This window comes from Psychrobacter sp. CAL346-MNA-CIBAN-0220, from assembly GCF_040309805.1.
Classification (GTDB): Bacteria; Pseudomonadota; Gammaproteobacteria; order Pseudomonadales; family Moraxellaceae; genus Psychrobacter.
This window is the reverse complement of sequence record NZ_JBEOPF010000001.1, coordinates 597,318-610,218: the sequence shown is the minus strand read 5'-3', so window position 1 is coordinate 610,218 and position 12,901 is coordinate 597,318. Positions and strand designations below refer to the sequence as shown.

The following is a 12,901-nucleotide window of genomic DNA, read 5'->3' as shown; positions in this document are numbered from 1 at the left end:
CATGACTATCTGAAAAGGTCAGCATTACATAAACACTCAATTCAGAACGAGATTTTATAATTACAAAATAAGCCTTTAACATTAGTAGTATAAATAGCTACACTTCCTAGCACAGTTAAAAATTATTATTGCTAGATTTAAGTTTGCTATTGACTATAGTTTTTCACTCTAGCTTTAAAGAGTCAGGCCTCAAAAGCATCAAGGGTAAACGCTCACCCTCACATTTTAGCAACCGTAATAACTAGAATAATGACAAATAGGACATGCCATGCGCCAATGGATTGTGTTGAGTTTACTATTGCTAAGCTCGTTATTGTTGCCTATATCCGCATCAGCGGCATGCGCGACTCCGATTAAATTTGGTGCGCTGACATGGGAGAGTGGTCAATTTACCACGGGTGTCCTTAAGTATATCGCTGAGAGCGGATATGAGTGCCAGATTGAAGAGGTGCCAGGAGCAGGGCCGGCGCTGGAGACCGCTTTATCTCAAAATGATATTCAAGTCATCGGTGAGCAGTGGGTAGGGCGCTCGCCTATCATGGAACAGGCGATCAAAGATAATAAGGTAGTGGTGATTGGCGATACGCTTAAAGGCGGTGCGACCCAAGGTTGGTACGTGCCTAAATATGTGTTAGAGGACAATCCAGGTCTACGTCGTTATCAAGATTTGCCAAAATATGCAGAGCTGTTTAAAGATCCTGAAGACCCCAAAAAATCACGATTTATGAACTGTCCGTCCGGCTGGGCGTGTGAGGTTTTTAATACGCGCTTGCTAAAAAATACGGGTTTAGGAAAAACGTTCAATAACGCTCATCCCGGAACTGGTGCTGCCCTTGACGCCGAGATTTCTTCTGCTTTTGAGCAGCGTAAACCCCTTCTATTTTACTATTGGCAGCCAACAGGCTTGATCGCCAAATACGACTTTGCAGCTCTAGAATTCCCCGAATATAACGAGGCCTGCTGGCAAGACTTACTACGAGCTGATGGTACCTCTAACTGCGTGTCTGGCTTTCCAGTATCTCCTTTAGGTATTGCGGTCTCAAAACCGTTTATTGACGCTAATCCTGAGCTATCTGAGGTATTCAAAAAAGTACAGTTCACGCCTGAAGCACTCAATGGCGCTATCTTGGCGATGAGTGAGAGTAAGCGCAGTGGGGATGAGCAAGCCTTTGCATTTTTGCGTGATAATCCGAACGTTTGGCAAGGATGGTTGTCTGAGACGGCCGCTAATAATCTCGCTACCGCGCTTGGTATTAGTTTGACCGCCGATGGTGCTGGCAATACCAGCATTAATACCCCACTTAATACGGCTACAAAAACTGACAATATATTAGGACTGTCATCAAGCTTTCCGTCATGGTCACTGGAGACGTCGCTCAATGAGTCATTAGCAAGTGTGGTCAAAAATTATGGCGACGTCTTTCGCAATGTTAGTCGTCTGACTTTAACGTATTTACTGCTTCCTATTGAACGCCTACTTACTGTGATTCCGCCATGGTTGATTATTGCGCTAGTAACGGTATTAGCATGGTTTGGGGTACGCAAAATATGGTTTGCGCTGGCTTGTGGGGCAGGGTTGTTCTTAATTGGGGCGTTCGGACTGTGGGGCGCGCTAATCGATACTTTAGCATTATTAATCGTATCGGTTTTAGTAACGGTGGTTATTGGTATTCCCATTGGTATTGCGATGTCAGGTAGTCGGCTGCTCCGTAAAATCATTACTCCTATACTTGATGTGATGCAGACTATGCCTAGCTTTGTGTATCTGATACCGGTGCTGATGCTATTTGGTATTGGCAAAGTACCGGCGTTATTTGCTACCGTTATCTATGCACTGCCGCCACTGATTCGCTTGACTACTTTAGGGATTACCCAAGTGAATCATGAAATGATTGAGGCAGGGCGCTCATTCGGTAGTACCCATTGGCAGTTGCTAATTTGGATTAAGCTACCGCAAGCGTTACCAAGTATTATGGCAGGGATTAATCAAGCGGTAATGATGTCGCTGGCGATGGTGGTTTTGGCTTCTATGATTGGCGCGCCCGGTCTTGGTGAAGATGTATTGCAATCTATCCAAACCCTGAACATTGGCCAAGGCTTGCAAGCAGGTACGGCAATCGTCATTGTGGCCATTATTATCGACCGTATTACCCAAGCTTTTGGGCAAGGTAAACGCGCGCGTCAAAAAACCATCAAGGCGGGTAGACGTCAGATTGGCTAAATATTGCCTAAAATTTTGAATAAAAAATTGCAAAACCCTTATCAGCAGAGCGTTAAAATCACGTTAATAACGCTTAAATAATGAGAACAATGATGAACCATATTCGGCTAGAAAACATCAGTAAGATTTATAATGCCAGCAACGCGCAAGCCCAGTCTGCCTTGGCCCTACTAGCCGAGGGTATGGACAGCATCGCTGTTAAAGCGCAAACGGGTTATTCCGTGGGGCTTTATGATATCAATCTAGCGATTAAAGCGGGCGAATTACATTGTATTATGGGACTATCAGGCTCAGGTAAGTCAACGCTTATACGCCATCTCAACCGCCTTATTGACCCCACTATTGGTAAGATTTGGGTCGATACTGCGATGGATGCGCATACCAATATAATAGATGACATCTCTTCAAAAACCATGCCATCGACCGCTATCAATATCTTAGAGCTTGATGATAAGGCGCTACAACAGTATCGTCAGCAAACGGTCAGTATGGTGTTTCAGCATTTTGGTTTAGTACCGCATATGACCATTATCCAAAACGTCGCTTACGGATTGCGTGTCCGTGAGATGAGTACTACTGAGCGTCATGACATTGCGCGGCACTGGCTTAATGAAGTCGGTCTACCAAACTTAGAGCACAGCTATCCTGATGAGTTATCTGGTGGCATGCAGCAGCGTGTGGGACTGGCGCGTGCGTTAGCTACTGATACTCCGATTTTACTCATGGACGAAGCGTTCTCTGCGCTTGATCCGCTTATTCGTGCGCAGTTACAAGATCAATTGCTTGAGCTACAAGCACGGCTACATAAAACCATTGTGTTTATTACTCATGATATTGATGAGGCGGTCAAAGTGGGTCAACGCATTAGTATTTTAAACGGAGGACGTTTGGTACAAACGGGCACACCTAGCGAATTACGCCTTAACCCTGTTAACGATTATGTGGCACAGTTTATGACTGCTAAAGCCAAGTAAAAACTCCTACCTACTTTAGGTATCTTAATTTAACCTTAAGCACCCTATATATTAAGTGTATTTACTAATCAAAGAAATCTTCCAATCCTTCAAATATCATTCTTATCATCCTGTTTTTTCTGCATTTATCCCCATATGAACTATAAGTTATTATCTATGATTCCTTTATTAACGGCTCTTTATCTATAGCCTTGCAGAGCGGTTAAAAAAGTGTATCAGTATGTATTTTACTGTTAAATTAAACTAAATTATCAATACCTATTATTAACATTATCTAATTGTATTTATGAATTTATCGTCGTAATATCTACATACAGCTAATATGCTTGCTCAAATTCTAGTAACACCCTAATTTCAAAACCGTTGTTATTGTTTGCAACTATAATTCCTACTTTTAGAAGAAATCTCTCCTATAAAGTACTGTTAATTTATATCTAATATCACTTTTGTATTTATCTGTAAACTTCTCAAGCAGAACATAGGCTATTACCCTGTAATATATGGCCATAAAGCCTCGTAAAAAGGACACATCATGCTACATAAAACCCCTCGAAATGACCGCACCGATAAGAATCGTAGTAACGATAGATTAACAACAGAAACCCAGCGTCAACCGTCACGTTGGCTAAAAAACGTCAGCACTTTAGGGGTGACCAGTGTATTAAGTGCAGGATTGTTATTGGCTTGCGGGCAAATAAGTAGTGCAGAAAATAGCGCTAAATCAAGCAATCAAAACAGTGGGGTGACCAGTTCACGCGATATGCTGCCATCCGATATGCTCAAGCAAATGCAAGCGTTACCACAGCTGACTAAAGGCCTTGGTGAGAATGGCGCGGCAGTAATTGATCCTAACAAACCGACTTTGGTCAAGTTTTGGGCAAGCTGGTGCCCATTATGTTTGGGCACTCTCGAAGAAACCGAAGAATGGCGCATGGATCCTAAATTTTCCGACCTGAACGTAGTGACGGTTGCCAGCCCTGGCCATCTCAACGAAAAAGTAGATGGCGAATTTAGTACTTGGTATGCCGGTATTCAAGCAGACTATCCAAAACTTCCAGTATTAGTTGATGCTTCAGGTGAGCTGATTAATAAGCTTGGCGTTCAAGTCTATCCAAGCTGGGCGATATTGGATAAAAATGGCAATCTGGTACATCTAGTCAAAGGTAATATGACCGCGCAACAAGCGTACGCATTAGCTGAAAACGCGGGTAATGATTTCGCTGAGCTTAAAAATAGCAGCGCCAAACCAGCTGCAACTCAAGCGCTAGATAACAATAGTAAGATTGAGACCATCAAGCAAAAAGATGGTGTCTACTATAACGATCAAGGTAAAGCCATTAACACCCGCTCAATCTATCTTGCTGGTGGTTGTTTTTGGGGTATTGAAGCCTATATGGAACGTGTCGATGGGGTCATAGATGCGGTATCAGGCTACGCTAATGGTGACGAAAATAAACCAAACCCCAGTTATGAGCAAGTCATTCGTGGTTCTGGACATGCCGAGGCAGTTAAGGTCACTTACGATGCCGATAAAACCGACCTTGAGACTATTTTAAAATATTACTTCCGAGTGATTGATCCAACCAGCCTTAACAAACAAGGCAATGACAGCGGCGTACAGTACCGATCTGGTATTTATTACACCGATAAAAACGATAAGGCCGTTATTGATGCTGCCGTTAAGCAAGTGCAAAGCAAATATAAGCAAAAAATAGTAGTAGAGAATGAATCGTTAGACAACTTCTACGTAGCTGAAATGTACCATCAAGATTATTTGGCCAAAAACCCAAATGGTTATTGCCACGTTGATTTAAGCCTTGCTGATGACAAGCCTGCCGGCACCGCACAGACTAAGCTTGCGCCGGTTACGACCGTTGCTGAAACCTTAGCAGCCAAACGTTATGCTGGATTTGATAAAAATGCGCTTAAAGATACGTTGACCAAAGCGCAATATAATATCACTCAAGATGCCGGTACTGAGCGTGCATTTAGTCATGAATATGATGACTTATTTGCACCCGGTGTTTATGTCGATGTAGTAAGCGGTGAGCCCCTGTTTTTATCAACGGATAAGTACAACTCAGGCTGCGGTTGGCCGAGCTTTACCAAACCGATTGATATGCAAGTGATTACTCAGCATGATGATATGGCCTATAATATGGTGCGTACTGAGATTCGCTCGCGAGTTGCTGATTCGCATTTAGGTCATGTTTTCCCTGATGGACCTAAAGACCGTGGTGGTTTACGTTATTGTATTAATGGCGGGGCGCTACAATTTATCCCAGTGGCTGTGATGCCACAATCAGGCTATGCGCCATTGGTGAAGTTGGTTAAACCAGCGAAACCATAGTTATTAGTAGGTATTATTATTTATTAATAGCTATTATATAAAAACAATATAATTTGCAAAAAAGACGTTAAGGTTATCTTTAGCGTCTTTTTTTATATTGTTTGTATTATTCTATTTTATTAAACGTAGTAGTTTTGCTGCAATAAATCGTGAATTCTGAAAAAAACAGCAAATGTCGTTATACTAAACGGTCTGTTCACCGATTAATGGTTCGCTATTTACTATTAGTGTTGCCTATTTCTGACCCCTCTATTGCAATATTTAGCACTACTGAGTGAGGTTGATTTCTTATTTTTGTGTCTAAGGCTGTAACATGACCGCTGCCCCTGTACCTATTATTACCTCGTTACTTGATAACGATTTGTATAAATTCACTATGTTACAAGCCATGTTGCACCAGTTTCCACAGACTCATGGTGTCTATCGTTTTCGCTGTCGCAATAATAAGGATGCGGCTTATCCGCTTGCCGATATTAAAGATGCCCTTGAACAACAGCTAGACAGCCTATGTGAATTACGCTTTTTACCCGATGAGCTAGATTATTTGCGCCGCTTACGTTTTATGCGCTCAGATTTTGTTGATTATCTGGAGTTATTTAAACTGAAGCGCCGCTTTGTTACCGTCAACACTGACAGTCAAGGTCGTCTGTTTATTGACATCGAAGGACCCATGATTCAAGCGATGTTTTTTGAAGTGTTTGTATTGGCTATCGTTAATGAGCTGTATTTTAATGCGTTATCAAACCCTAGCGTTATTGAAGAAGGACAGCGACGCCTGGATGAAAAGGTCGAGCTTTTACATAGCTACGCTCAGCAGCAAATGGCTCAGCAAAAGACGTCTCGACAGCAACCCTCAGATAAACCACCCTTTATTGTTGCTGATTTTGGTACCCGTCGCCGCTTTAGTAAGGTTTGGCAAGCGCATGTGGTAGAAACCTTGCATAAAGCGGAGCCAAAAATCGTCGGTGGTACCTCTAACGTTTATTTGGCTAAGACCCTAAAAATGACTCCCATAGGGACGATGGCGCATGAATTTATGCAGGCTTTTCAGGCCTTGGATGTGCGTTTACGGGACTCGCAAAAAGCCGCCCTTGAAGCTTGGGTCCATGAGTATCGCGGTGATTTGGGTATTGCGTTGACTGACGTGGTCGGAATGGATGCGTTCTTGCGTGATTTTGATTTATATTTTGCCAAGTTGTTTGATGGTTTGCGCCATGATAGCGGCGACCCCTATATTTGGGGTGATAAAGCTATTGCCCATTATCAAAAATTAAAAATAGACCCGAAGACTAAGATATTGACCTTTAGTGATGGTTTAGATCTGAATAAAGCATGGGATTTGCACCAATACTTTAAAGACCGTATCAAAACCAGCTTTGGTATTGGTACTAATCTTACCAATGATATGGGATTGACTCCGCTTAATATCGTTCTTAAATTGGTCGAATGCAATGGTCAGCCAGTAGCCAAATTATCTGATAGCCCTGGCAAAACCATGATTAATAACGATACCTATTTGGCTTATCTTCGCCAAGTATTCGATGTCGATGAGCCTGAATAATTGCTAGGTTAAGCCAAACTTAGCTTGCGCTGTTATCAGACTCTTCGGCAAAAGCAGCATCCAAAGCTTGTTGTACCGCATTGATACGAGTTTCGCAAACTCGATAAGCAGCAATAGACTCTTCAACAGTGGTCATTAAATTATCAATATCTGGTTCATCTTGTTGCTGTAACTCAGCGGCATTGGTTTTTAGAATATCGTAGGCCGCCTTAAAAGTTTTTGGGGTGGCTTTTTTACGTTTGCGAATGGGGGTCGTACTCATAATAATTCCTAAGGTTTTAGAGTAATAAATAATTTAGAGTAATAAATAATAAAGTATAGTCAATTCAAAATAAGAGAAATATTGCTTGTAGCAACGTGCTCCTGGTATAAATTTTTATTGCGTGCTGTTCGCCAGCGTGACAGAGGCTGCAAAAAATTCATTCCAGTAGCCCAGTAACACTATGTCGTTTTTAAATTGGATTAACTATATGAAAAAATAGTTAGATAAGGATGTATTATTAATTTGGTAAATTATCAATTGATGTGGTCTCAATATTAGTGCTTTCAACATCAGTACTCTTAACGTCCAAAACACGAGCAGTTGCTTTACCATCTTTTAAGATAATATGAACGGTCTGCTCAGGGTAAAGCTGGTTGCTGCTGGTCAATATTTTTTTACCTTTTTCATCAGTAAGCATAGTATAGCCTTGCTTAAGTACCCGCGTTGGTCGATGTAACAGCACAATATCGCGCAGATGTTCACTATCACGCTGTGCTTGTAAGATCTGCTGTTGGGCATTGTGCAGGATAGTTTGCTGATAGCTATCGAAGTGATCGCTCGTGATCGCTAATTGCTGATAAGCAGTCGTTTTGATGTGCATATTTAGTTCAGTGGTCAGTCTTGATGCTTGTTTGACTTGCCGCAGGGCGCTTTGTTGAATACTTTGCCACGCAAAATTACTGTCTTTTTGGAGAGCAGTCAGCTGGCCAATAGTTTGCGACTGTACATGACTGAGTTGCCGTGTGGTTTGCTGTTCCGCTATTTTCAGTTGCCGTTGGGCCACTTGTTTGATTTGCGTTTGGTAATTTAAAACTTGCGCTACTAGTTGTGCCAAATGGGCAAAAATTGCAGCAATCACTTTGGAGGGCGTATCAAAGCTAGTATGCGCGACTTCATCTAATATGACTTTATCGCGTTCATGACCGATACCCACCCATACCGGAACAGGCTGCTCTGCGACCAAAGCGGCAAGCTCATAATCATTGAGATAAGCCAAATCACCGACGGCGCCGCCACCACGAATAATGACTAATAAATCTGGTAAGCGCTGATAGGTGCTATAAAACTGTTGCTGAGCACTGACAATGGCTTGACGTATCTCAGCTGGCGCATGGTTACCCTGAAAGGTGGCATGATGATAATGGAAATGGCAAGCACCGGTACTAGCGAGTCTATCCGCATCTGCCTGAAAGTCCCCCAATCCAGCGGCCTTTTCGGGAGCGATAACGATGACGTGCTCAATATCAAAGGGGGTAGATAGCTGCTGATTGAGATGCATTAGCCCTTCGCCAGTCAAACGATCTACCATTTCAGCGTATTGTCGCGCCAAATCTCCTAAGGTATAGCTGGGATCAATATCTTCAATGGCGAGCGCAAAACCATATTGCGCATGAAAGCTTGCTGATACTTTGAGTAATACGGTCAAATCGCGACTGAGTACCATACCGGTTGCACGCTCAAATTTTGCTAATACCCGTGCCGCTTTAAAGCGCCAAAGGTTACCACGGCAACTGGCGACCACTTTACCCTCGTCGTCTTTTTCGGCCAGCTCAAAGTAATAATGGCCGCCTTTGCTAGACAGATTACGAATTTCAGCCTTTATCCACACTCGATGATCAAAGGTTTGCTTAATGACCATCTCAACCGCTGCCAAATAATCACTAAGGCGCAATACTGTATCTTCCAGATTTCCTTCAAGACTGGCTTCCCGCTCAGCAAGTTCGGCCTCTAAGGTGGATAAGTCTATGGTAGGGGCTAAAGTCTTAGCAGTCGCCTGTTTGAGATTGGAAAGATTGGGTTTTCGCATAATATCAAACCAACTATGAGGAGGATGTAGGATCAAGGTTTTGTGTCATAGTTTAGCCTAGAAGTTTGCCGACAAACAGGGTGTTCATAAAAGTTAATTTATAAAAAGAAAGCCAATACGTTCACGACAGAGGTATTACCTGTATCGCGAACGTATTGGCTACATCTTGCAAACGCTGATGACACTGTTTTAAACCGTCACAATAGTTTCAAACAGCTGGCGTAAATTGATAGGTTGTCAAATTTATTTAATCGGTTGTACTCAATAAGTTACTGGCAACGAAAATTAATAGTGTATTCATAGTCATCATTACGCGATAAGTCTGGTGAGCCGGTACCAAATACTGAGCCGACTACTGAACCCATTTGCCCAATCATACGACCAGCGCGCTCATTTAATATACCGTTATATTTGACCTCGTCCTCAACGATAATAACTTGTTTACTGCGGCAAGTTTTACTGGCACTATCAAGCGCATTTTGCTGTGCTTTTACTTTGGTAATCCCAAGTCCTGTGGTCTCATAAATAGAGTTAGCACGCTGAATCACTGGTGAGGATGGGGTGCTTTGGCAGGCGCTCAAAGCCACTGCTGCTGCTAAAGTTGCCGTCAGTGTGGCCTTTTTATTAAAAGTTTTATTAAAGATAATCATCAAATAGTCCTGTTTTTATAAGTAGTACAAAGGTCAGTTAACAAACATTGTAAATGTTAACTTATTTAGATCTATGACGTCTAGACAGTTATTGTGTATGGTGTTGCGGCCATGTTGCATCATCCTAATATATGGAAGTACATTAATTTGGATAAGACTAACAGTGGCTTATGCTTAAATAGTTATTAAATAAAGCCTCTAAAAGTAAGTAAATAATGGTAATACACAGCAAATGACTTGAAATATAAACCATATCTAGGATAATTGATCTATCTATTCGCAATTAGTAATTAAATATATGCCATTAATTCCCGCTCCTGCTGGCGTGTTAGAGATCGACGCGCTATGGCAACAAAACAATCCTAATGATCCTAGTACCGATACGGTGGCGTTATTATGTCACCCTAATCCGCTTTTTGAGGGGACGATGAATAATAAAGTCGTCACCACCATGTACCGCTTTGCACGCGATAATGGCATGCATGTGGTACGTTTTAATTTTCGCGGGGTGGGGCAGTCGACTGGTGAGCATGATTATGCTGACGGTGAAGTGCTGGATGCGATGACCGTGCTACAATGGATTGCTACGCAGACCAATGCGCGTAAACTATGGCTAGGTGGCTTTTCTTTTGGTGGTTATGTGACCGCACGCGTTGCTGAGCAAGTGTTGTTATCGCCCCATGTTTGGGGATTAAGTGATTTTGAGTTGCTTAAAGTTGCCCTTATCTCGCCTTCAATAGAGAAAAACGACAGCGACAATTTAAGCTTACCCGTCGAAAATACCTTTGAGATTTATGGTAATGCCGATGAGGTGATTGATCCTGTTAATATGCAAGCCTTCGCTGAGCGTTTAGGAATCGCGGTCAGTGTGGTTGATGGTGCTGGACACTTTTTTCATGGGCGGTTGTCTGAGCTTAAGAAATTATTAGAACAGCATAGTTTTGATAAGGGTATATAGTATTATCCAATAAGTACTTTATAAACTTCAAGCATTTCTAAGCCGGTTTAAAGTGATAAATTGCAGTATATTTTGATAAATTTAATTGATTGTTAGTCGTACCTTAAGCCGTGTTAACCTAAAGAATGGTTATGATGAACCATTCTGACAACTCAGTCGCCACTATCTCAGTGTAAAAATCATAAGTTAGTGGCGACTGACGGTATCAACACATCACTCTATTATTTATTTTGTCTAATGACGAGTCGCATTATGAGATTATCTCCATTGCAGCGCTATGAACAAGCAGTTAGTACCGATGACTTTACCCGAGATGAGCAGCAGTATCAGGCTATGACTTATCTTGATAATCTATACCATCAGCTTAATAATAGCGGAGAACAAAAAAAAGGCTTTTTTAGCTTTTTAAAATCTAAGCCTGCAGCACCACAAGGTTTATACATGTGGGGGGGGGTTGGACGTGGCAAAACATGGATGATGGATATGTTTTATGATTCGTTGACCATTGAACGTAAGATGCGTCAGCATTTTCATCACTTTATGCAGCGCGTTCATCATGAGCTTAATAATATACAAGGGGAGAGTGATCCATTAGAAAAAGTCGCTGATATTATTTATGAAGAAGCACTAATCATCTGTTTTGATGAATTCTTTGTCTCTAACGTGTCTGATGCCATGATTTTGGGCGACTTATTTACTATGCTCTTTGATCGGGGTATTACCTTGGTCGCCACCTCTAATATTGAGCCGTCTGGACTGTATAAAGATGGGCTACACCGTGATCGTTTCATGCCAGCTATTGCTGAGGTTGAATGTCATACCACTGTCATGAATATTGATTCTGGGATTGACTATCGTTTGCGGGTATTACAGCAAGCTGAGCTTTACAAATCACCAATGACTAAAAGCAACCATCATTGGTTGGCTAACCGTTTTGCCAGTCTCTCCAACAATATAAAAATCAGTAATGAGCCGATTGAAGTTAATGGTCGAGAAATTAAAATCAATGCTCGAACGGAAACTATTTTATTTTGTGATTTTCGGCATTTATGTATGCAACCACGCTCAGCAGCTGACTTTATCGAAATAGCCAGCCGCTATAGCACTGTTTTGGTCAATGCGGTGCCGGCATTAAATGACGATTTGCGTGATCCGACCCGTCGTTTTATTTATATGGTTGATGAGTTTTATGATCGGCGCGTGAAGTTGTTAATTCGCGCTGAGCAATCTATTCTTGACCTATATCAAGGCGAAAAACTATCATTTGAGATTGAGCGTACCCGTTCGCGCTTGCTTGAGATGCAATCAGAAGATTATTTAAAAATGAAGCATCGCCTTGATGATGCTGCATAAAATCTACATGTATAATAATAAAGATAAGGATAAATGATGAGTACGTCTGAAGTCTCTCTAATAAATGCAAATGTTGACCAACAGGCGAGTCAGGCGGTAACTGATAATGCTAAAGTAACTGATGAGCAGCTGATTAATTGGATTAAATCAAGACGCAGTATTGGTAATCTAAGTATTCCTGCACCCACGCACGCCCAAATCAAAGCAGCTATTGCTTGTGCGGCAACGGCACCTGATCATAAAAAACTACGTCCGTGGCGCTTTATTATCACCGAAGGAAACGCTCGTCACCAATTGGGTCGTGCCTTGGTTGCAGCTGCGGAAGCAAAAGCGGCTAGAGAAGGGGAGGTACTGTCTGAAAAAGACTGCAAAAAAGCGGCGACTCTACCGCTACGCGCTCCTGTTATTATCACTGTCGTTACTCATATGCAAGAGCATAAAAAAGTACCGCCTTTTGAGCAAATGCTTAGCGCTGGCTCTGCGGTACAAAATCTTATCTTGGCCTTAAAAGCACAAGGGTTTAGTACGGTATGGCGTACCGGCCTACTGTGTAATGAGCCCGCTGTAAAGGCATATTTTGATGTTGGGGCTGATGATTATGTCACGGCCTTTGTTTATACTGGCAGCAGTCCTTGCGATACGCCAGAACGTAAACCTATTGATATTGAGCCCTTGCTACGCTTTGAATCTTAAAGTTAATGCAGCACTCAGGTACTATATAACGTTGTACTTTTTGCTGCCATACGTATAAGTGGTATAAAATAA

10 protein-coding genes are annotated in these 12,901 nt (G+C 42.0%); 7 read left to right on the top strand and 3 right to left on the bottom strand.

Annotated features, from left to right (window positions below; translation table 11 throughout):
• The first annotated feature begins 268 nt into the window (after positions 1–268).
• The 4 genes from AAEY88_RS02365 to pncB all read left to right on the top strand — a co-directional run bounded on the left by AAEY88_RS02365 (position 269) and on the right by pncB (position 7,106).
• On the top strand, positions 269–2,221 hold the full coding sequence (locus AAEY88_RS02365; RefSeq protein ID WP_350558504.1) for a glycine betaine ABC transporter substrate-binding protein: 1,953 nt from the start codon (positions 269–271) through the stop codon (positions 2,219–2,221).
• Positions 2,222–2,313: 92 nt separating this feature from the next.
• A complete protein-coding gene (locus AAEY88_RS02360; RefSeq protein ID WP_350560417.1) occupies positions 2,314–3,195 on the top strand; it encodes an ATP-binding cassette domain-containing protein in 882 nt (293 codons plus the stop codon).
• Positions 3,196–3,727: 532 nt separating this feature from the next.
• Positions 3,728–5,545, top strand: a complete 1,818-nt coding sequence (msrAB, locus tag AAEY88_RS02355) for a bifunctional peptide-methionine (S)-S-oxide reductase MsrA/peptide-methionine (R)-S-oxide reductase MsrB (RefSeq protein ID WP_350558502.1) — start codon at positions 3,728–3,730, stop codon at positions 5,543–5,545.
• A 313-nt stretch (positions 5,546–5,858) separates the two neighbouring features.
• On the top strand, positions 5,859–7,106 hold the full coding sequence (gene pncB, locus AAEY88_RS02350) for a nicotinate phosphoribosyltransferase (RefSeq protein WP_350558499.1): 1,248 nt from the start codon (positions 5,859–5,861) through the stop codon (positions 7,104–7,106).
• Positions 7,107–7,125: 19 nt separating this feature from the next.
• Here the strand turns inward: pncB and xseB are convergent, their stop codons facing one another.
• The 3 genes from xseB to AAEY88_RS02335 form a co-directional block, all read right to left on the bottom strand.
• Positions 7,126–7,368, bottom strand: coding sequence for an exodeoxyribonuclease VII small subunit (xseB, locus tag AAEY88_RS02345; RefSeq protein WP_350558496.1), 243 nt, complete (start codon positions 7,366–7,368; stop codon positions 7,126–7,128).
• A 238-nt stretch (positions 7,369–7,606) separates the two neighbouring features.
• Positions 7,607–9,175 (bottom strand): exodeoxyribonuclease VII large subunit, encoded by a 1,569-nt coding sequence (xseA, locus tag AAEY88_RS02340; protein ID WP_350558493.1) that lies wholly within the window; start codon positions 9,173–9,175, stop codon positions 7,607–7,609.
• A gap of 269 nt (positions 9,176–9,444) precedes the next feature.
• Positions 9,445–9,825, bottom strand: a complete 381-nt coding sequence (locus tag AAEY88_RS02335; RefSeq protein WP_350558490.1) for a hypothetical protein — start codon at positions 9,823–9,825, stop codon at positions 9,445–9,447.
• A gap of 298 nt (positions 9,826–10,123) precedes the next feature.
• Between AAEY88_RS02335 and AAEY88_RS02330 the strand changes: the two genes are divergently transcribed.
• The 3 genes from AAEY88_RS02330 to AAEY88_RS02320 all read left to right on the top strand — a co-directional run bounded on the left by AAEY88_RS02330 (position 10,124) and on the right by AAEY88_RS02320 (position 12,829).
• On the top strand, positions 10,124–10,783 hold the full coding sequence (locus AAEY88_RS02330; protein WP_350558487.1) for an alpha/beta fold hydrolase: 660 nt from the start codon (positions 10,124–10,126) through the stop codon (positions 10,781–10,783).
• A 252-nt stretch (positions 10,784–11,035) separates the two neighbouring features.
• Entirely contained in the window at positions 11,036–12,136 is a 1,101-nt protein-coding gene (gene zapE / locus AAEY88_RS02325) for a cell division protein ZapE (RefSeq protein WP_350558484.1), read from the top strand.
• 36 nt (positions 12,137–12,172) lie between these two features.
• Positions 12,173–12,829 carry a nitroreductase family protein gene (locus tag AAEY88_RS02320; RefSeq protein WP_350558481.1) on the top strand — a complete coding sequence of 219 codons (657 nt, stop codon included), beginning with the start codon at positions 12,173–12,175 and terminating at the stop codon, positions 12,827–12,829.
• Positions 12,830–12,901: the final 72 nt, after the last annotated feature.